Raw genomic sequence first — 18,473 nt, 5'->3', positions numbered from 1 at the left:
CTGCAACCAAGCGTGAAGTAAATTGGTAAACAACGCATAAAACGACGATTACGTCAGCGTGCACTGAGAGTATTCGGCAACTCAATTTTCGGTATTTATTTGAGATGTGTGCAAAAAATACATTTTTTCCGGGTAGTGTGTATAATCTCTACCCAGTAAAAGTGCAAGAAAATGAGGATTGGTTCCGGAGGGCTTTATGGAGGTTCCTCAAGGAGAGGGGGCGGTTCGGCGACGCACGCCACAGTCCGCTGCAAGTCCGATCAGGCTGCAGGCTCTCCGATGACGGCCGGACCTTACAGTGCGGGCCCGGCGCCGTCGTCCCTTCAAGCGGCCGCGCTCAGGCGGCGGCGACCCCTGGCCGGTCAGGTGCAGATTGGCCAGATGGGCGTGGCTGGAATTGAATTCGAGCGAGATTGCGCTGTCCCCGGTGCGGGCCGAGCCCGAAGCCATCTCCGCATGGCGGAACTCGAAGCCGTGGGGCAGTTGTATGGACACCCGGTGAGGCGCTCCGGTGACGATGTTGGGGATCGGGCCAACCTTGACGGAGAAAGCGTTGCCGACCTTCGCATGCCCGGACCGCTCGTCCTGGTCCCAGTCCAGCTCGATCGGAGCGGTGAGCGTCGGATGTTTGTTGGGGGCCATGGCGGAGTAGACAAACCACATGGTGGCCATTTCCTCCGTGTCCTTTCCGGACATGATGGCTTCCAGGGCTTCCCTCTGATCGGCATCGGCACGCTCGTCGATGATCAACTGGCATTCACCGTTGCCTTCATGGATGGCGCCGGGCCATTTGTAGATGCCCGCCGCCCTCAGTCCGTCGAGCCTGGTGTCGCCATAGTGGCCTTTTTCAATATCGTAGACGACCACCGCTTCGCAGTTGCCGGTTGTCGGCAGAACGCCGAATTGGCACGGACAGCCGAAATTGCAATTGCAGTTCGCGAGTTCTCGAGCCTGTATGCTCCAGTCCTTCATGGCATCCTCCCGTCTTGTAAAACGCAGCTTACAGCGTTGATGCACGCGCCGGGATACCGGCGCGCAAGATAAAACAAAATGTCGAATGCTAGATTTTGGTCTGCCCAGCTTTGGGCATCAGAAATAATAGCATGGTTTCAAAAGTGACTGTAGGGGAGATGAAAGAAGAATCTGGCATCGAGCGCGAAAAACGCGAATTTCAACTTGAAGATGAAGAGTCTCTAGCGAAGCTCGAGCAGATGGCGAGCCGAAGCGCGAACTGCCGCGTTTATCGCCACGACAGCTTGCGCGGCGTCTTGGGGAACGATTTCGGTTCGGCCGGCCGGACAGGCAGGCCCGGGACGGGCCTGCCTGCGTTGGGCGCACAATACGTCCTCTCTGCGGGAAAGGGTCTCCATACCCCGTCCGCGAAGCAGTCCTTACCGGGATAGCCGCTCAGGCGACGCTCTTGTTGCCGTCGTAGTTGAGCATCCAGGGTGTACCGTAGCGATCGGTGAACATGGCAAAACGTTCCGCCCAGAAGGTTTCGCCGGGCGGCATCTGAATGGATTGCGCATCCCTGGAGAGCGCCGCGTGGACGCGGTCAAACTCTTCGAGCGAAGAAGGCGCGATCGAGACCCTGAACCCCTGGGGCACGCTGTACATCTCCTCCGGGGCGTCGGATCCCATGACGGTTGACCGACCCAGCGTGATGCTCATGTTCATGACAAGGTTGTCACCACCGGGCATGCGGCTTTCGGCATCCGGCGCATCGCTGTTGCGAAAGATCGGTCCGACCTCGCCGCCGAGCACTTCTGCGTAATGCGACATTGCCTCAAGGCAATTGCCCTTGAAGAAAAGATAGATTGTCGGTTCCATTATAGTCCTCCTGCGAAACTGGATTTCGGCTGCTTCCTGATTGACGCTCCGCGCGTGATGCCGTCCCCGGGAGCGTCTGCCCGCGTCACCACGAACTGAACATACCGACTGGTCGGTACCCTGGTCAAGCGAAAACTGTTGCGGGTCAGCGGTGGGACTGTCGGCACCCAGGGGCGAAAGATTAGTTGTGGAATGGCAGTTGATCAACCTGACAGTGAACAGACCGCCGAGGCAAGCAGTCCCGTTCGCCGATATCTTCCTTGCATTCCCCCGCGAATGCTTCCATGTCCTTGATCGTGCTTCTGGATCAACCGATCCACCATGAACTGAGAGGGGGAACCGCATGCTGATCACGACAACGAATACAATCCAGGGCAAGGACCTGGACTACAAGGGCCTGGTTACGGGCGAAGCGATCCTCGGCGCCAACCTGTTCAAGGACATCTTCGCCGGCATCCGGGACATCGTCGGCGGCCGGTCGGCCGCCTATGAAGAGGAACTTGCCAGGGCCCGCCAGATCGCACTCGACGAAATGTGCGCCCGCGCCGAGGCGCTTGGCGGCAATGCGGTGATCGGGGTCGATCTCGATTACGAAACCGTCGGCCAGAACGGCTCCATGCTGATGGTCAGTGCCACGGGAACGGCGGTCAAGATCCGCTGACCTCCATGACGGCAGATGTCCGCATCAGCGCCGGGTTCCCCGAGGACCAGAGACCTTTCGCTGCGCGGCGGTTCTGACGGGATGCGGTGAACGCGCGGCCGTAGGGGCCACGATCCCGTCGCCTCGCGCTCAGGTCCCGCTGCGCCTCAATGGGTCAGCAGCAATGCCAGTTCAACCGCCCGGTCCCAGGAAATTCCCTCTCGCTGGTCCACGGCGAGAGGGTGGTCCTGTTCGTCGTGAATGCGGATATGCGGCCGCTCCTCGCCCCAGATCACAGCCGTGGGGAGGCTGACGAGCGGCTCGCCCGGCTTGACATAGCCGGGCAGGCTTACGGCCAGCCAGCCGAAGGACTGGTGTCCCGTCTGGTCGCCGCCAAAGCTGTCGACATAGCGCTCGAAGCTTTCCTTGCTCTGGGACACCCACACGCCCCACAGAAAGCTGTCTTCCGTTTCCCGGATCGGAACCTCCAGGATCGCCCGGATGAAGAAGAATTCCTCATCGAGAACGCAAAGGTCGCTGTCCAGCCAAACCCGGCGAGCGCGCTCGTTTTCCGGGATGCCGAACGTGTGCGGCGGCTCGCTATAGGCAAATGACGGCCCGCCCTCGTGAATCTCCCCGCAGCAGGAGCATTTGAAGGCGAAGGTTTTCTTGCGGCCGTCAATTGCGATGGCCATGGGAATTACAGGCCCTCGAAGAGCGCGGTCGACAGATAGCGTTCCGCGAAGGACGGGATGATCACGACGATATTCTTGCCTTCCATCCCGTCGCGCTGGCCGACACGGATCGCGGCGGTGAGCGCCGCACCGGAGGATATGCCGACCGGAACGCCTTCGGTCCGCGCGACTTCGCGGGCCATGGCAAAGGCATCGTCGTTGCTGACCGACTGCACTTCGTCATAGGAGGACGTATCCAGAATGCCCGGCACGAATCCCGCGCCGATGCCCTGGATCTTGTGCGGGCCGGGCTGACCGCCGGAAAGTACCGGGCTGTCGGTTGGCTCCACGGCCACGACGAGCAGATTGGGATTGCGCGGCTTCAGCACCTGGGAGACGCCGGTAATCGTTCCGCCGGTGCCAATGCCGGAGACGAAGACATCGACCTTGCCGTCCGTGTCGTTCCAGATTTCCTCCGCCGTCGTGTTGCGATGGATTTCCGGGTTGGCCGGGTTTTCGAACTGTTGCGGCATGACGGAACCGTCGATTTCCTTCAGCAGTTCCTCGGCGCGGGCGATCGCACCCTTCATGCCTTTCGCGCCTTCGGTGAGCTCCAGCTCCGCACCCAGGATCTTGAACATCTTGCGCCGCTCGACCGACATGGTCTCCGGCATCACCAGAATGAGCCGGTAGCCCTTGGCGGCGGCAACGAAGGCAAGCGCGATGCCGGTATTCCCCGAAGTCGGCTCGACAAGCGTGGTCTTGCCCGCCTCGATCCTGCCGTCCTGTTCCATCGCCTCGATCATGGCGACGCCGATCCTGTCCTTGACGCTGGCGATCGGGTTGAAGAACTCGAGCTTGGCGAGCAGGTTGCCTTTCACGCCATGCGCTTCGGCGAGACGATCCAGCCGGACGATTGGCGTGTCGCCGATGGTCTGCGTGATGGAGGAATAGATCTTCCCGCGGCCGCTGGTCTTGATGGTCATCACTGTCTCCCGAGTTGTCCGGATCGTTTGTCGCCGGCATTTGAAATCGTGTCGTAGGATAGTACGGCTGCCTGCAAGTTTTAAGGGGCTTTCAGCGCCTTTGCGCGTCTGCCGGTAAAACCGTTTTCCCGCAAAACCTCATCTATTGGAAAACAGCAAGTCCGGCAGTTCCGCCATTGACTCAAACAGGATCGCTCCTGCCGAGATCATGGCGTCCCGGTCGCAGGACGGATCTTCGACGAAGGCGAAGGCGCGCATGCCGGCAGCCCGCGCGGCCATCACGCCGGGAACGCTGTCCTCGATGACCACGCAGTCCTGCGGGCTGTGGCCCATCGTGCGGGCCGCAAGCAGGAAGACATCCGGCGCGGGTTTGCCTTGCTGGCAATCCTGCGCGGAAAACAGCCGGCCTTCCAGGCGCGGCAACAGTCCGCAACTTCCGAGCGTCGTGCGCATCTTCTGGTATTTGCCGGACGAGCCGACGCAATAGGGCACGCCGCGCCGGTCCAGATCGTCCAGCACGGCTGCGACGCCGTGGATGGCATCGACACCGGCCTCGAATGCTTTCAGGTCGCGCCTGCGGACCTCATCCGGCCAGTCCGCCGGCAGCTTGCGGCCGATCAGCTCCTCGATCATTTCCTGCACGTTTTCCAGCGTCCGGCCCATGAAGCGCTGCTGGCATTCCTGCCCGCTCATCGGATGGCCCAGTTCGGTGACGAGCTCGGCCATGCTGCGGTTGGCCAGGCGTTCCGTGTCGACGAGAACGCCGTCACAGTCGAAGATAACGAGACTGGGGGTCATGATTGTCCGGGTTGGTTGAATGTCACTTGTGCCCCGTGGAGCCGAAGCCGCCTGCGCCGCGCCGGGTGTCGGGCAGGGCGTCGACTTCGCGAATCTCGGCCTGGAGAACCGGTGCGATCACCATCTGCGCAATCCGGTCGCCCCGATTGATCTCGAATGGTGCCTGGCCGAGATTGATCAGGATGACCTTCACTTCGCCGCGGTAATCCGCATCGATCGTCCCCGGCGTGTTCAGCACCGTGACACCGTGTTTGGCGGCAAGGCCCGACCGCGGCCGGACCTGTGCCTCATAGCCTGCCGGAAGCGCCATGGCGAGCCCCGTGGGAACCAGCGCGCGCTCGCCCGGCGCCAGGAAAAGCGGGCCATCGACGGCGGCGAGCAGGTCGAGACCGGCCGCCAGCTCCGACTGGTAGGCCGGCAGCGGCAGGTCCCTGCCATGATCGAGGCGTTTCAGGTCCACGGATATGGTCATTGTCGGAGTCCGGCTGTGAGGTGACGGGTGCCGGATCGGCCTGCTGCGTCCGGCCTGAGGGATCGGAATGCAGAAAAGCCGATCGCTTTCAAAATGCTCGGCTGTAGTGACGACATCCGGCCGGGGATGTCAAGAATGGAGCGGAAGGACGGCCGGACACCGGGAAGATCAGCCTATTGTTCAAGAATCCGGAACGAGCCTTCTCTTGAAACCGGTCTTCTGATGCCGTGTGGGCACTCTATCTTCGGGGGGAAACGATTGGCAGAGAGGCTGAAGTGACAGAGGTTCAATCCGTCGCCCCGGTATTTTTCGCGCATGGCGCACCGACCCTCGCGCTTGAAGACACCGCGGCAAGCCGGTTCCTGAAATCCTTTGCGGCCGGCGAGCCCAGGCCCGAGGGGATCGTGATCCTGTCCGCCCACTGGGAGACGGACGGCCTGAAGCTGTCCGCACCGGGGCCGCTTCGCACCTATCATGATTTCCGCGGGTTTCCGGCGCCGCTCTACGAGATCGAGTATCCGGCCTTTGCCGCCGAGGACCATGTCGACGAAGTGGCGTGCCTCCTGGAAGCAGCTGGCCAAGATGTGGAACTGGACAGCGACTGGGGCCTGGATCATGGCGCCTGGGTGCCGCTCTCCCTCGCCTTTCCGGAGGCCGACATTCCCGTCACGGCGCTGTCGCTGCCGCGCGGCAGCACAGCCGAATCGGTTTTCGCCCTGGGACGGACCCTGGCGCCCTTGAAGGAAAAGGGCTACCTGATCATCGGCAGCGGCAGCACCACGCACAATCTGCGCGAAATCCATCCGCAAGGCTCACAGCCGCCGCAATGGGCGACCGGTTTCGACCAGTGGCTGGACGCGGGACTGCGGTCTGGGTCAATCGACTATTTCAGGGATCTGGAGAATGCCCCGGATTTCCGCACGAACCATCCGACCGAGGAGCATCTCCTGCCGTTGTTCTTCCCCTTCGGCGCCGGCGGCCCGCAGGCAAAGCCGGAACTCCTGCACCGCAGCTATGAATACGGCACGATCAGCATGAGCTATTTCCGTTTCGCGGAATAGGTCAGCCTTTCAGCGCTTCGGCGGCCCGGGCGATGATCCGCCGGGCGACATCGGCCTTGCTCATTTCCGGCCAGTCTTCGACGCCGCTTCTCGAAACCAGCCGCACGGTGTTGGCATCGCCCCCCATGATGCCGGTTTGCGGGCTGACGTCGTTGGCGATGATCCAGTCGGCGTTCTTCCGCTCCAGCTTGGAGCGGGCATTGTCGATGAGGTTCTGCGTTTCCGCGGCAAAGCCGATCAGCAGTTCCGGCCTGAGGCTGTCGTGATGGCCGACGGTCGCCAGGATATCCGGGTTCTCGGTCAGCTGAAGGGCCGGCGGCTTGCCGCTGCCGTCCTTCTTGATCTTCTGGGCGCCTTCGCTGGCAACGCGCCAGTCGGCGACCGCGGCGGCCATGATGGCAATGTCGGCGGGCAGGTGCGTCTCCACGGCCGTCAGCATCTCGGCAGCGGATTGAACCCTGATCACCTCGACATTGGCCGGGTCCGGCAGATCGACCGGGCCCGAAACCAGCGTGACGCGCGCGCCGGCCGCATAGGCGGCTGCGGCCAGGGCGTGGCCCTGCTTGCCGGACGAGCGGTTGGCGATATAGCGGACCGGGTCGATCGGCTCATGGGTCGGGCCTGAGGTGATCAGCACATGCCGGCCGGCGAGCGGCAGGCGCCCCGCCTCGAGTGCCTCGTCCCGCAGGACCGCTTCTGCGGCCGCGACGATGTCCAGCGGCTCACTCATCCGGCCGAGGCCGGCCTCTCCCTTTTCCGCCATTTCGCCGGAGGCCGGTCCGCAGAACCGGATGCCGCGGTCCTTCAGCAGGGCAAGGTTGTTCTGCGTTGCCGGGCTCTGCCACATCTTGGGATTCATGGCGGGGGCCGCCAGCACCGGCGTGTCCGTCGCCAGTAGCACGGCGGTCGCCATGTCGTCGGCAATGCCATGGGCCATCTTGGCCATCAGGTTCGCCGTTGCCGGGGCGATCAGGATCAGGTCGTGATCGCGGGCAAGGCGGATATGGCCCACATCATGCTCGGCCTCGCGGTCGAAGAGGTTGGTGAAGACCTTTTCCGCGGCCAGGGCGCCGACCGCCAGAGGCGTGATAATTTCCTGCGCGCCCCGGGTCATCACCGGGATCACCCGGGCGCCGCGTTCCTTCAGCCGCCGGATCAGGTCGAGGGACTTGTAGGCCGCAATGCCGCCGCTGATGATCAGCACGATCTGTTTGCCGCTCAGCATGTTGACGCAACACTCCTGCTGGCCTGTTATGGCGCCGGGTTTCAGAACCCGGCCTGGAAATCCCTCGGCGCCGGCGAGATCACCTGCGCGCCGCTGCCGGTGACCTGATAGACCGCCAGGCCCCGCTGATTGAGGCCATTGGATTGGAAGCGGAACAGTCCGTCAATGCCGATGAAGCCGTCGCGGTTGGTGAGAATGCTCTGGTTGAAGCGCTGCGGACCTGCCGAGCGGATCAGGCCGGCGGCCAGCGTGACGCCGTCGTAAACCAGGCTGGCATTGCGGGGCGGGGCCGATCCGTAGGTGCTCTGGTAGCGCTGCGCAAAGGCCTGGAAGCCCTTGTCGTCGGGCCCTGCGAACCAGGCCCCGGCCAGAACCGGATTGTTCTTCACCTGCGGCGTGTCCCACTGGCCGGAGCCCAGCAGCTTGACGTTGCCGAGTGCAGCACCCTGGCTGACGAGGGTCTGCACGACCAGCGGCGGCACGCCGCCGCCCTCCGGTACGAACAGCGCATCGACACTGTTCAGGACGGAATTCAGCGCACCGGCCTTGGCCACCAGGTCGCTGGTATCCGAACCGCTGAGTTTGTAGCGCTGAATCGTTGCGATCCGTCCGCCGCCGCGGCCGACCTCCTGCCGGAAGGCGGCTTCGACGACCGCGCCGTAGGAGTTCTCGGGGACGAGGGCGGCATAGGAGCTTTTCTGCTGGCTGGTGGCATAGCCGATGATGCGTTTGACGTCGCCCTCCGGCAGGAAGCTCAGGAGGTAGACGCCCCGGGATGCCACCGACGTGTCCGTTGAAAAGGCGACCACCGGCACGCCCGTTGCCCGGGCGGCCTGGGCCGCGCCCGAAACGGCGGCCGAAAACACCGGGCCGAGGATCAGTTCGGCCCCTTCGGAAATCGCCGCTTGCGCGGCTGCCCGTCCGCCCTCGGCCGTTCCGCCCGTATCCTTCACAAGCAGCTGAACATCCGCGTTGGGGAAATTCTGGAGAGCAAGGGCCGCGGAATTCTTGAAGACGGTCCCGATCGAAGCGTTGCCGCCGCTGCTGGAGAGCGGCAGCAGCAGGCCGACGCGCACGCTGCCCGTGCCCAGGATCTCGCCTGTGGGCTGCGGTTGTGCGCCCGGCTGGATCTGCTCGCCCGGCAGGGAGCCGAGCGTGGAGCCCATGCACCCGCCAAGCAGCATCGTGCTGGCGCCCGCCAGCGCCGTCTTCAAGAAAACCCGTCTGCGCTGTTGCAAGATTTTGCCCCGCATGCCTCTCGCCATATTTATTAATCCACCCTCGCAGAAGACTTACGTATTCGGTGCGCGCCTGTAAAGATTTTGTGGTCTTTCAATGGCATATCGGCCGGATCATCGGTGGATTTGCCTTGCATCGGTTGCGTCCAGCAGGTAGCGCAAGGACTGGGACAGGACTTTGGACCGGGTTTTCCGGTCGGCAGGCCAGCGAAAAGGAGGCTCCATGGGGACCGGTTCACTCTCGGCGCCGGCGGACAAGAACCGTTACAGCCTCTCCGAACATGCCTTCACCGCGCCCAACCTGGAGCCTGCGCTCTACATCGTGTCAACTCCAATCGGCAATCTCGGCGACATAACGGTACGTGCGCTCGAAACCCTTGCGGCCGCCAGCGTCATCGCCTGCGAGGACACCCGGGTCACCTCCACCCTGACCCAGAAATTCGGCCTCAAGACGGCGCTGATGCCCTATCACGAGCACAATGCCGAAAAGCAGCGGCCGAAAATCCTTGCCGAGCTCGAGGCCGGCAGGGCCGTTGCGCTGGTTTCCGATGCAGGGACGCCGCTGGTGTCCGACCCGGGCTACCGGCTTGTTCGCGACGTCGTCGCCAGTGGCTTCAAGGCCATCCCGATCCCCGGCGCCTCCGCGCCCTTCGCCGGTCTGGTTGCCTCCGGCCTGCCGAGCGACACGGTGCTTTTCGCCGGCTTCCTGCCGCAAAAGGGCGGACCGAAAACCAGGCGGCTGGAAGAGATCTCCCGGATCCGGGCTACGCTGATCTTCTTCGAATCCCCGCACCGCACCGGCGCCACCCTTCAGCTGCTGGCCGGGGTTCTGGGCAGCGGGCGGGAAGCCGTCGTGGCGCGCGAACTGACCAAGCGCTTCGAGACTTTCGAGCGCGGCACGCTCGGCGAGCTGGCGGAGCGGCTCGCCGATCAGCCCATCAAGGGGGAAATCGTCATCCTGGTCGGTCCGCCTGAGGAAAGTCCGGAAGCCGAAGCCGCCGATCTCGACGCCCTGCTGCGCGAGGCCCTTCAAGACCTGCCGGTGAGCACGGCCGCCAAGAAGGTCGCCAAGGCAACGGGCCTCGACCGCAACGAGGTCTATAAACGGGCGCTTGACCTGAAGGCCGGAGACGACTGACCCGTGAAACGCGAGGACGGCACCGCCACAGAAAAACGCCGCCGCGCCCACGCCCGCGGCCTGTCCGCCGAGACCTGGGCCGCCTGGTACCTGCGGCTGACCGGCTGGCGCATCCTTAAGCGCCGCTACAAGACCGGGCAGGGCGAGATCGACCTGATCGCAAAGAAACGCAAGACGGTCGCCTTCGTGGAAGTCAAGGCAAGGAAAACGCGCGACGCCGCCGTGGAAGCGGTGACCCCGGCCAGCCAGAAGCGGATCTCCCGGGCGGCCAGGATCTTCGTCTCGCAGCATCCGAAAGCCGGCTTCTACACGCTGCGTTTCGACATCCTCGTCATCCGCCCCTGGTCCCTGCCGGAGCATATCGAGAACGCGTTCGAGGCGTGGGAGTAACCGGGCGACGAGGGCGAGCGCCGAATTTTCGGAAAACGGAACGACAGGCGAAACGCCACGAACCCGGAACACCGAAACATGGAGCAAGGACAGAGCGCGTTCCGCCCCCTCTGGACAAACCCGGTACCGGATCGCATATCTGGACCAACCGTTCTGAAAAGATCCCCCGCGCAATGTGCGCCCCGCCGGGAGTTGCCTCATGGCTTTGAAAGTTGCGGTCCAGATGGACCATATCTCCACCATCAATATTGCCGGCGACAGCGCATTCGCGCTGATGCTGGAAGCGCAGGCCAGGGGCCACGAGCTTTATCACTATACGCCGGACCGCCTGGCCATGCGGGGCGACGAAGTCTTCTGCACGCTTGAACCGGTCGAGGTCAGGGACGAAAAGGGCAACCATTTCACGCTCGGCGAAAGAAAGCGCTTCAACATGCGCGATATCGACGTGGTGCTGATGCGTCAGGACCCGCCCTTCGATCTGGCCTATATCGCGGCTACGCACATCCTGCAGAAAATTCACCCGCAGACCCTGGTGGTGAATGATCCGGTCGAAGTCAGAAACGCGCCGGAAAAACTCTTCGTCACGGAATTCGCCGATCTGATGCCGCCAACCCTGATCACCCGGGACAGGGTGGAAATCGACCTTTTCCGCGAGGAGTTCGGCGATATCGTCATCAAGCCGCTCTTCGGCCATGGCGGCGCGGCCGTCTTCCGCATCACCGGCGACGATCTCAACTACGGCTCTCTTTACGATTTCTTCGCCGCAACCTTCCGCGAGCCCTGGGTCATCCAGCAGTTCCTGCCGAATGTAAAACACGGCGACAAGCGCATTCTGCTGGTGGACGGCGAGTTTGCCGGCGCCGTGAACCGCGTGCCGGCAAAGGGCGACCTGCGCTCCAACATGGTGCGCGGCGGCGCCCCGACGGACAGCGATCTGACCGACCGCGAGCGCGAAATCTGCGCCCGTCTCGGCCCGGCGCTGAGGGAAAAGGGCCTCATTCTGGTCGGCATCGACGTGATCGACGGCTGGCTGACCGAAATCAACGTCACCGCCCCGACCGGCATTCGCGCCATCCGCAATCTCGGCGGCCCGGACGTGGCGGCGAAGGTGTGGGATGTCTTGGAAGCGAAGGTCGCCGCCTAGAACTGAGGATGCGTAAAATCGGCTCTTGACCTCAGCTTAAGTTGAGCTCCTATGAGTTGTCTCCATGTTGATTGACAAGGAGAAACAACATGTCTTCAGTCGTGCATTCGCAGTCCGTCTTTCGCGTCGACAAGTTTACCGTGCCGCTCGAAGCGCGCGAGGCCTTTCTCGAGCGTCTCAAAACGATCCGCGCGCTGCTGGAAGGGATCGACGGCTGTCGCCAGAATCTGGTGCTGGAACAGGGATCCGATTCGGGAGCGGCGAAATTCGCCACCATCGTCGAGTGGCGGGACCAGCGCGCTCTCGAAACGGCCAGGGAAAAGGTTGCCGCCGAATACCGGAAGGCGGATTTCAATCCGCAGGACTTCATGCGCCAGCTTGGCGTGACGGCCGACATGGGAAATTATTCGGTCGTTTAGCCCACCCGGCATCCGGGCCGGATGCCCCGAATCCCGGGCCTCCAGCCGCACCGGACGGCGGCCCGGAAACCGGATTTCCAAAAAAAACCTCCGCGTGGGCTGCGGAGGCAAAAAGTTGTGTGCTTAGACAATGCAACAGAGGGCCTACTCGGCAACCTCTGCTTTTAAAACACCTCGGCGCATCTGATCTTCCTCGATTGATTCAAAAAGTGCGCGAAAATTTCCTTCGCCGAAGCCCTCATCGCCTTTTCTTTGAATGAATTCAAAGAAGATAGGCCCGATGACGGTCTTCGAAAAAATTTGCAGAAGGATCTTCGTCGTGCCCCCGTCGACCACGCCTTCGCCGTCGATCAGGATGCCATGACGCTTCATGCGCTCGATCGGTTCGTCATGCCCCTGCACCCGCTCGCGGGACATTTCGTAGTAGGTGTCGGGCGGGCCCGGCATGAATTTCAGGTCGTTTCTGGCCAGCTTGTCGGTGCTCTCGTAGATGTCGTCCGTGCCCACGGCGATATGCTGGATGCCTTCGCCGTTGTACTTCTTCAGATATTCCTCGATCTGGCTGGTGTCATCCTTGGACTCGTTCAGCGGAATGCGGATCTTGCCGCAGGGGCTGGTGATCGCGCGGCTGACGAGGCCGGTGATGCGTCCGTCGATGTCGAAGAAATGGATCTGCTTGAAGTTGAACAGATCGCGGTAGAAATCCCACCACTTGTCCATATTGCCGCGATAGACGTTATGGGTCAGGTGGTCGAGATAATAGAAGCCGACGCCCTGCGGTTTCGGATCGGCCTCGCCGAGCCAGTCGAAATCCGTCGAATAGGCCGAGCCCTTGTCGCCGTAGGTGTCGACGAAATAAAGCAGCGACCCGCCGATGCCGACGATCGCCGGAACGTCCAGCGTCTTGTCGTCGCCCTCATAGGGTGTCGCGCCCTTGGCGACCGCGTGCTCGAAAGCCTTTTTGGCGTCGACCACGCGCCAGGCCATGGCCGGGGCGCACGGACCGTGCACGTCGACGAATTTCATGCCGTGGCTGCCCGGCTCGGCGTTCAGCACGTAGGTAATGTCGCCCTGGCGGTAGAGCGTGATGTCCTTCGTCTTGTGCCTGGCTACCGGCTCATAGCCCATCCTGCGGAACAGCGCGTCCAGCTTTTCCGGTTCCGGATGGGCGAATTCGACGAATTCGAAGCCATCGGTGCCGGCCGGATTGTCTTTGGTGATTTTGGCCGGCGGGGCGTCATGCGGAAACGGTCCCATGGCGGGTCCTCCTCTGTGATCTGTCTGGTTGCCCCAGAATGCAGGCGATGGGGCGCAGTGTGTGTGCAAAGCACGTAAAATCGCGTAAGTTCATGCACAGGATGTGCATGATTCAGAGGAGAGTTGCGTGGCGATTGCGCTGGATGGTTTTGATTTGAAGTTGCTGACCAGCTTGCAGGGCAATGCGGCGCTCACCAATGCCGAGCTCGGCCAGGTGATCGGCCTTTCCGCCAGCCAGGTCTCCCGCCGCCGCCAGAAACTGGAGGAGACCGGCGTCATCCGCTGCTACCGCGCCGCGCTCGACCCGGAAGCGCTGGGCCTCACCGTCACCGCCTTCGTCGGCGTCACACTCGGGGCACACAGCAAGGAAAACGCCAGAAAATTCCGCAACATGGTCACCGCCATGCCGGAAGTCCAGGAAGCTCATACGCTGACCGGCGATCTGGACTACATGCTGAAGATCGTCGTTCCCGACTTGAAGGCCCTCAGCCGCATCATCAATGACGAGCTCCTGCCCCAGGAAGCGGTGCACCACGTCAGATCGTCCATTGCCATGGAAACCCTGAAGGATGACAACCTGCTGCCGCTCGGAGGCTAGGAGTTCCGAGCGGCAGTCGTCGCGAGGTTGCGTTTCAGGCCCTTCCTGCTTCTGGCCGACCGGCGGGAATGTCTCCACGACGCGGCGGTTGGGCCGTGTTTTGAGGCGAGGGGCGGGGCAATGCCGGTGCGATGCCTGGCAGACGTATCCCGGCAAGCCGGGAGAGCGTCAGGACCGTTGTCACGAGCGTGCCCGCGGCAAGGCCGATCCAGATGCCGGTGACGCCGGCTTGCTGCACCTCGCAAAGGTAGATGCCAAGCGGGGCACTGACCGCCCAGTATCCGAAGAGCGCATAGACCATGGGCGCGCGGGTATCCTTGCGCCCTCGCAGAATGCCGGCGGCGGCCATGCCGGGATTGATGATGAACTCCATCACCCCGAGCATGATCAGCAGATTGAGCAGGATGCCGGCAGCCGCGCGGCCTGCCGCGCTGTCGTCGAGGAGGGCGTCAGCGAGCGGCCCCGCCCCGGCGACAACCAGCAGCAGGATCATGGTGCCGGAGACAAGCGACAGTCCGAGGCTGGCCGCGACCACCGCCTGGCCGGTATTCCGGTCGCCAAGGCTGTCGGCGCGCGCCATGCGCACCATGGACGCCTGCAGAAGCGCTGCGGGCAGCGCGTAGACCACGCCTGCGGTCCGCAGTGTCAGCGTGTGCGCGGCAACGTCCGCGGCGCCAAGGCGCGCCGCGTAGACGGTCGCGGCGAGGAAGATGCCTATCTCGGTGACGGTGGTAAGCCCGATCGGCACGCCGACCCGCAGAATCGCACCGATCCTGCGCCAATCGGGCCGCGCGTCGATCAACGCGGGCGCGGGGGGCGAGACGCGGCGGGCGACGGTGACGAGGACGGCGAGGCTCACGGCGGAAACGAGCAGCGAAGAGACGCCGGCTCCGGCTGGCCCCATGGCGGGGATAGGGCCGGCACCGGTCATGAAGACATGATTTGCCAGCCCGTTCAGCGGCAGCATGGCAAGCGTGACTTTCAAAAAGACTTTCGGCTTCTCGGCGGCCGTCAGGACCGTGCGGTAGAGCATCACGCCGAGCATCGGGACGAGCGTCAGGGCCATGGCGCGCGTGTAGCCCTGGCTCTGATCGAGCAGGGATGGATCGATGCCGAAGACGTTGAGCCACGAGGGCGCGAACCAGACCAGCGGAACCGTGAACGCCGCCAGCAGGGCCACGATCGCCCATCCGATCCGCTCGAGCCGCGCACGCTCGTGCGCGTCGGTGCGTGTCACTGCTGCCGTGTAGAACGGCGCGATGCCCGCCAGGACGCCGGCGCTCAGGTAGAAGAATATGGAGTAGAGGTCGCTGCCGACGGCAACCGCCGCCAGCGCCCGCGTGCCGAACTGCGCGGAAACCATGACCGTGTCGGTTATGCTCATGCCCATGTTGACGAGTGCGATCAGCATGATCGGCACTGCCAGCCTGATGAGCGCGCGCCCTTCCTCCAGGCGGAGGCGCCAAGGGGCGCCGGAGCCGGATGAAAATTCTTGAAGTGTCAGAGACATCTTGAAACTCGTATCCTTGAATAAGCCGGGTCAGATGGGCCGGAAGCCGTGAGGGCGGCGCAGAACCCGCACCGCCCCCTGACCGTCAGCCCGGTCGGGCCAACCCGTTTTTCGCTGTTACAGCCGCGCTTCCAGAACCAGGTTGAACGGCGTTTCGAATGCACGGCGGAACCGGGTGAACCCGGCCTTGCGGAACACGTCCGCCAGTCGTGCCTCACCGGCCTGTGCGCCGAGCACAAGGTGGCCGCCATCGGAGATCGCGTGGGCGCAGCAGATGGTCGTTGAGGCCGCGTAGTACATCCTGGCCACGGGCGAAATATTGTCCTCGACCCGGTCGTTGGCGAAAGGCTCGACCAGCATCACCGTGCCGTCGGGTGCCAACGCCTTGGCCGCATGCCTTGCCACCGCGACCGGATCGCCCATGTCATGCAGCGCATCGAAGAAGCAGATCAGGTCGTAGCCGGTGCCGGGATAGTCGTCGGCCCGCGCCGCCGCAAATGTCGCGCGCTCGGAAAGCCCGGCATCGGCGGAGATCTTCCGGGCTTCCGCCAGCGATTCCTGGTGGCTGTCGAAACCGTGGAAACGTGAGGCCGGGAAGGCCTGCGCCATCAGCATGGTTGAATGGCCGTGCCCGCAGCCGATATCGGCCACAAGGCCGCCCGCCGTGAGCTTTTCCGCCACGCCCTCGACTGCCGGCAGCCATTCGGAGACGAGACTGGCCTTGTAGCCATTGCGGTAGAAGGCGGCGACGCCGCAGGCGAGCCGTCCGTCATGGTCGCCCCAGGGAATGCCGTTTCCGGTCCGGAAGGCCTCCAGCGCCTTTTCCTCGTCGGCCCACATGGATGCGGGAACGGCCCAGGCGGTTGGAAGGAAAACGGGGCTGTCCTCATTGGCGAGGACCATCGCCTGTTCGGGCGTCATCTCGTAGGTATCGCTGTTCGCGTGGTAGGCGATGTAATCGCCCGCCACCTGCGAGTTGAGCCATTCGCGCACATAACGTTCGGCACAGTCGGCGCGGGCGGCGAGTTCGCCTGCGCTGAGCGGCCCGGCGCCGGCCATCGCCTTGTAGAGGCCGAGCCGGTTGCCAAGGCTGACCATGACGCCGCCATAGCCGGCGGAAAGGTCGCCGACCGCGCGTGCGACCAGCGCTTCGAGCTTCGCGGTATCGATTGGATCGTGGTGGGTATGCATGTTCTTGTCCATGTCTGCTGTCCGGACGCTCAGGGGATCTGAGGCCGGCTTCCGTCTTTCAGTGTCTTTTCGGGATGCGGCCGTGCCGTTGACACATCGGGCGCGAAATTAGACGTGGCGCGGCGGGTGCGAGAGAGGCAGAATGGCCGGAACCGTGCGAGTTGGGCCAATCAGGAGGGCAAACGGTGCCGAAGCGCGTCAGCATCGTGGTCTTTCGGGAGTGCGACCCGTCGATCATCTACGGCGTTTTCGATACGCTCTGGGCGGCGGGAAAGTTTTCGAATAATCCCCCGGACGAGCCGCTCTTCGAGCCGCGCATTGTCGCGGCCGAGCACGGACCGCTCGAACTCATCACCGGCGTCAGCATCATTCCGCAGGACTCGATCGACGACATCGAGGAGACCGATATCGTCTTCGTGCCGAACCCCGTGGTGTCGACGCCCGAGGAGCTTCACGCCCTCGATCGCCGGGTCATCGACTGGGTTGCGAAGATGCACGAAAAGGGCGCGCTGATTTGTTCCGCCTGTGGCGGTTCACTGGTCCTGGCTGCGGCGGGTCTGCTCTCGGGGCGCGAGTCGACGACGCACTGGAGCCATGTGCCGGTGTTCCGCCAGGAGTTCCCCGACGTCCGCCTGCATGAGGACCGTATCCTGGTCCAATCCGGCGAGGGCCACAACATCATCTCCTGCGGCGGTGCTTCGTCATGGCAGGACCTCGCACTGCTCCTGATCGCCCGCTATGGGAGCGGCAAGGAAGCGATCCGCATGTCCAGGTTCTTCCTCTACCAGTGGCACCGCGACGGACAGCTCCCCTATGCCTCGATGGCGGTCAATGTCGTCCATGCCGACGCCGTCATTCTCAAATGCCAGACCTGGATTGCACAGAACTACGAGCGCGCCGACGTGGTCAACGAAGTGGCGCGCGTATCGGGCCTGCCCAAGCGCACGTTCGACCGCCGCTTCAAGGCGGCCACCGGCTATTCTCCGCTGGCCTACGTTCAGGCGCTGCGCATCGAGGAGGCAAAGCAGATGCTCGAGACCGGCTCCGCGCCGGTAGATGCGATCGGCCGCGAGGTCGGCTACGAGGATGCCTCCTCGTTCAGCCGCCTGTTCCGGCGCCTGACAGGCATCTCTCCCGGCGACTACCGCCGCCGCTTCAGGATCCCCGACTATGCCCGGCCGATTTCCGAGAACGGGGCTGAAGATTGAGGTGAAGTGCCTGGTCGCCTGCGGTGATTGGCCGGGTACGACCGGGGAGGGAACTTTCAGAGTCCCAGTACACCCAGCAGGTCCGTCCAGAAATCCTTGCGCAAGCCGGGAAGATCCGGGGCCGGGTTTCCGAACGTGTCGGCAAGGCAGATGTCGGAGAAGCCCTTCTTCGCCGACAGGAGGCACCTGGTCTTCTCGCAGCTGATCATGTTGGAAAGATAAATGCGTTTTCCCGCATAGGTCTTGTAGGCAAGACTCGCCTTTTCCGGATCGCTGCCTGTGGTGAGCACGAAAGTCGGAAATTCGCTGCCGCGCGGCAGACCTCGGTCCTGCACGGAGTGGATATAAAGTTGCTGGTCGGGGGCATCGTCGGGCGAGCAGCCCTTGATGCTGAAGATGAAGAAGTTTCCGGTCGTGCTTTCGCCGGCGGCCGCCAGGGTTTCGGCATAGGCGTCCACGAGATCCTCGCGCCAGATTTTCCGGTAGGTGTCCGATTCATCATTGAGCGAGAGGGCGTTGACGGGTGAGCCTCCCGAAATCACCGGGACGAGGCAGCACCACAGAACGAGCTGCCGGACTGGAGTTTTGAGTTTCAAGACGGTCCTCGCATAGGTCGCGCAGGCAAAGTTCCGGGCCGCCGGAATGGACGCATTTGTAACGCGAACTTGCAGCGTGGTCATAAGATCCCATCTGA

20 protein-coding genes are annotated in these 18,473 nt (G+C 63.2%); 8 read left to right on the top strand and 12 right to left on the bottom strand.

Translation table 11 applies throughout. The annotated features are described in order from the left end of the window. Positions 1 to 207: 207 nt before the first annotated feature. Both ON753_RS20595 and ON753_RS20590 read right to left on the bottom strand, forming a co-directional pair. Positions 208 to 972, bottom strand: coding sequence for a DUF1326 domain-containing protein (locus ON753_RS20595; protein ID WP_265964983.1), 765 nt, complete (start codon positions 970 to 972; stop codon positions 208 to 210). Positions 973 to 1,407: 435 nt separating this feature from the next. Beyond that, positions 1,408 to 1,830, bottom strand: coding sequence for a VOC family protein (locus ON753_RS20590; RefSeq protein ID WP_265964981.1), 423 nt, complete (start codon positions 1,828 to 1,830; stop codon positions 1,408 to 1,410). Positions 1,831 to 2,173: 343 nt separating this feature from the next. Between ON753_RS20590 and ON753_RS20585 the strand changes: the two genes are divergently transcribed. Then, on the top strand, positions 2,174 to 2,491 hold the full coding sequence (locus ON753_RS20585; RefSeq protein WP_265964979.1) for a heavy metal-binding domain-containing protein: 318 nt from the start codon (positions 2,174 to 2,176) through the stop codon (positions 2,489 to 2,491). A gap of 146 nt (positions 2,492 to 2,637) precedes the next feature. Here the strand turns inward: ON753_RS20585 and ON753_RS20580 are convergent, their stop codons facing one another. The 4 genes from ON753_RS20580 to dut form a co-directional block, all read right to left on the bottom strand. Next, positions 2,638 to 3,165, bottom strand: a complete 528-nt coding sequence (locus ON753_RS20580) for a DUF2199 domain-containing protein (protein WP_265964977.1) — start codon at positions 3,163 to 3,165, stop codon at positions 2,638 to 2,640. Between the two features lie 5 nt (positions 3,166 to 3,170). Further along, the gene (gene cysK, locus ON753_RS20575) at positions 3,171 to 4,130 is read right to left on the bottom strand and encodes a cysteine synthase A (RefSeq protein ID WP_265964975.1); all 960 of its coding nucleotides are present in this window, start codon (positions 4,128 to 4,130) and stop codon (positions 3,171 to 3,173) included. Positions 4,131 to 4,268: 138 nt separating this feature from the next. Next, positions 4,269 to 4,928, bottom strand: coding sequence for an HAD family hydrolase (locus ON753_RS20570; protein ID WP_265964974.1), 660 nt, complete (start codon positions 4,926 to 4,928; stop codon positions 4,269 to 4,271). Between the two features lie 22 nt (positions 4,929 to 4,950). Further along, positions 4,951 to 5,400 (bottom strand): dUTP diphosphatase, encoded by a 450-nt coding sequence (gene dut / locus ON753_RS20565; RefSeq protein WP_265964972.1) that lies wholly within the window; start codon positions 5,398 to 5,400, stop codon positions 4,951 to 4,953. 275 nt (positions 5,401 to 5,675) lie between these two features. Between dut and ON753_RS20560 the strand changes: the two genes are divergently transcribed. Next, complete coding sequence (locus ON753_RS20560) at positions 5,676 to 6,461, top strand: DODA-type extradiol aromatic ring-opening family dioxygenase (protein ID WP_265964971.1); 786 nt, start codon at positions 5,676 to 5,678, stop codon at positions 6,459 to 6,461. 1 nt (position 6,462) lies between these two features. On the opposite strand, the gene coaBC is transcribed toward ON753_RS20560, so the two are convergent. After that, positions 6,463 to 7,686 (bottom strand): bifunctional phosphopantothenoylcysteine decarboxylase/phosphopantothenate--cysteine ligase CoaBC, encoded by a 1,224-nt coding sequence (gene coaBC, locus ON753_RS20555; RefSeq protein WP_265964970.1) that lies wholly within the window; start codon positions 7,684 to 7,686, stop codon positions 6,463 to 6,465. A gap of 41 nt (positions 7,687 to 7,727) precedes the next feature. After that, positions 7,728 to 8,939, bottom strand: a complete 1,212-nt coding sequence (locus ON753_RS20550; protein ID WP_265964968.1) for a penicillin-binding protein activator — start codon at positions 8,937 to 8,939, stop codon at positions 7,728 to 7,730. Between the two features lie 208 nt (positions 8,940 to 9,147). On the opposite strand from ON753_RS20550, the gene rsmI reads away from it, so the two are divergent. The 4 genes from rsmI to ON753_RS20530 all read left to right on the top strand — a co-directional run bounded on the left by rsmI (position 9,148) and on the right by ON753_RS20530 (position 12,015). Next, positions 9,148 to 10,062, top strand: coding sequence for a 16S rRNA (cytidine(1402)-2'-O)-methyltransferase (gene rsmI / locus ON753_RS20545; RefSeq protein ID WP_265964967.1), 915 nt, complete (start codon positions 9,148 to 9,150; stop codon positions 10,060 to 10,062). A gap of 3 nt (positions 10,063 to 10,065) precedes the next feature. Beyond that, complete coding sequence (locus tag ON753_RS20540; protein ID WP_265964965.1) at positions 10,066 to 10,452, top strand: YraN family protein; 387 nt, start codon at positions 10,066 to 10,068, stop codon at positions 10,450 to 10,452. A gap of 199 nt (positions 10,453 to 10,651) precedes the next feature. Next, a complete protein-coding gene (gene gshB, locus ON753_RS20535; protein WP_265964963.1) occupies positions 10,652 to 11,596 on the top strand; it encodes a glutathione synthase in 945 nt (314 codons plus the stop codon). 89 nt (positions 11,597 to 11,685) lie between these two features. Continuing rightward, positions 11,686 to 12,015 carry an antibiotic biosynthesis monooxygenase family protein gene (locus ON753_RS20530; protein ID WP_265964961.1) on the top strand — a complete coding sequence of 110 codons (330 nt, stop codon included), beginning with the start codon at positions 11,686 to 11,688 and terminating at the stop codon, positions 12,013 to 12,015. A gap of 144 nt (positions 12,016 to 12,159) precedes the next feature. Here the strand turns inward: ON753_RS20530 and hppD are convergent, their stop codons facing one another. Continuing rightward, positions 12,160 to 13,272: a 4-hydroxyphenylpyruvate dioxygenase gene (gene hppD / locus ON753_RS20525; protein WP_265964958.1), complete on the bottom strand. Its 1,113-nt coding sequence runs from the start codon at positions 13,270 to 13,272 to the stop codon at positions 12,160 to 12,162. 127 nt (positions 13,273 to 13,399) lie between these two features. Here hppD and ON753_RS20520 point away from each other — a divergent pair, with 127 nt between their 5' ends. Continuing rightward, on the top strand, positions 13,400 to 13,870 hold the full coding sequence (locus ON753_RS20520) for an Lrp/AsnC family transcriptional regulator (protein WP_265964956.1): 471 nt from the start codon (positions 13,400 to 13,402) through the stop codon (positions 13,868 to 13,870). A 34-nt stretch (positions 13,871 to 13,904) separates the two neighbouring features. Here ON753_RS20520 and ON753_RS20515 read toward each other — a convergent pair whose 3' ends face one another. Continuing rightward, positions 13,905 to 15,380, bottom strand: coding sequence for an MATE family efflux transporter (locus tag ON753_RS20515; RefSeq protein WP_265964954.1), 1,476 nt, complete (start codon positions 15,378 to 15,380; stop codon positions 13,905 to 13,907). A gap of 117 nt (positions 15,381 to 15,497) precedes the next feature. Beyond that, positions 15,498 to 16,583 carry a class I SAM-dependent methyltransferase gene (locus tag ON753_RS20510; protein WP_265964952.1) on the bottom strand — a complete coding sequence of 362 codons (1,086 nt, stop codon included), beginning with the start codon at positions 16,581 to 16,583 and terminating at the stop codon, positions 15,498 to 15,500. 173 nt (positions 16,584 to 16,756) lie between these two features. Here ON753_RS20510 and ON753_RS20505 point away from each other — a divergent pair, with 173 nt between their 5' ends. Further along, complete coding sequence (locus ON753_RS20505) at positions 16,757 to 17,779, top strand: GlxA family transcriptional regulator (protein WP_265964950.1); 1,023 nt, start codon at positions 16,757 to 16,759, stop codon at positions 17,777 to 17,779. A gap of 56 nt (positions 17,780 to 17,835) precedes the next feature. Here ON753_RS20505 and ON753_RS20500 read toward each other — a convergent pair whose 3' ends face one another. Beyond that, positions 17,836 to 18,375, bottom strand: a complete 540-nt coding sequence (locus ON753_RS20500; RefSeq protein ID WP_265964948.1) for a hypothetical protein — start codon at positions 18,373 to 18,375, stop codon at positions 17,836 to 17,838. Between the last annotated feature and the right edge of the window lie 98 nt (positions 18,376 to 18,473).

The organism is Roseibium salinum (assembly GCF_026240905.1).
Taxonomy (GTDB): domain Bacteria; phylum Pseudomonadota; class Alphaproteobacteria; order Rhizobiales; family Stappiaceae; genus Roseibium; species Roseibium salinum.
The sequence above is the reverse complement of the archived record's forward strand: the minus strand, read 5'-3'. Positions and strand labels throughout refer to the sequence as shown.

Excerpts from the sequence above, each read along its gene's own strand:
- ON753_RS20595 (WP_265964983.1), bottom strand. The coding sequence starts at position 972 with ATGAAGGACTGGAGCATACAGGCTCGAGAACTCGCGAACTGCAATTGC.
- ON753_RS20590 (WP_265964981.1), bottom strand. The coding sequence starts at position 1,830 with ATGGAACCGACAATCTATCTTTTCTTCAAGGGCAATTGCCTTGAGGCA.
- ON753_RS20585 (WP_265964979.1), top strand. The coding sequence starts at position 2,174 with ATGCTGATCACGACAACGAATACAATCCAGGGCAAGGACCTGGACTAC.
- ON753_RS20580 (WP_265964977.1), bottom strand. The coding sequence starts at position 3,165 with ATGGCCATCGCAATTGACGGCCGCAAGAAAACCTTCGCCTTCAAATGC.
- cysK (WP_265964975.1), bottom strand. The coding sequence starts at position 4,130 with ATGACCATCAAGACCAGCGGCCGCGGGAAGATCTATTCCTCCATCACG.
- ON753_RS20570 (WP_265964974.1), bottom strand. The coding sequence starts at position 4,928 with ATGACCCCCAGTCTCGTTATCTTCGACTGTGACGGCGTTCTCGTCGAC.
- dut (WP_265964972.1), bottom strand. The coding sequence starts at position 5,400 with ATGACCATATCCGTGGACCTGAAACGCCTCGATCATGGCAGGGACCTG.
- coaBC (WP_265964970.1), bottom strand. The coding sequence starts at position 7,686 with ATGCTGAGCGGCAAACAGATCGTGCTGATCATCAGCGGCGGCATTGCG.
- ON753_RS20550 (WP_265964968.1), bottom strand. The coding sequence starts at position 8,939 with ATGCGGGGCAAAATCTTGCAACAGCGCAGACGGGTTTTCTTGAAGACG.
- rsmI (WP_265964967.1), top strand. The coding sequence starts at position 9,148 with ATGGGGACCGGTTCACTCTCGGCGCCGGCGGACAAGAACCGTTACAGC.
- gshB (WP_265964963.1), top strand. The coding sequence starts at position 10,652 with ATGGCTTTGAAAGTTGCGGTCCAGATGGACCATATCTCCACCATCAAT.
- ON753_RS20530 (WP_265964961.1), top strand. The coding sequence starts at position 11,686 with ATGTCTTCAGTCGTGCATTCGCAGTCCGTCTTTCGCGTCGACAAGTTT.
- hppD (WP_265964958.1), bottom strand. The coding sequence starts at position 13,272 with ATGGGACCGTTTCCGCATGACGCCCCGCCGGCCAAAATCACCAAAGAC.
- ON753_RS20515 (WP_265964954.1), bottom strand. The coding sequence starts at position 15,380 with ATGTCTCTGACACTTCAAGAATTTTCATCCGGCTCCGGCGCCCCTTGG.
- ON753_RS20510 (WP_265964952.1), bottom strand. The coding sequence starts at position 16,583 with ATGGACAAGAACATGCATACCCACCACGATCCAATCGATACCGCGAAG.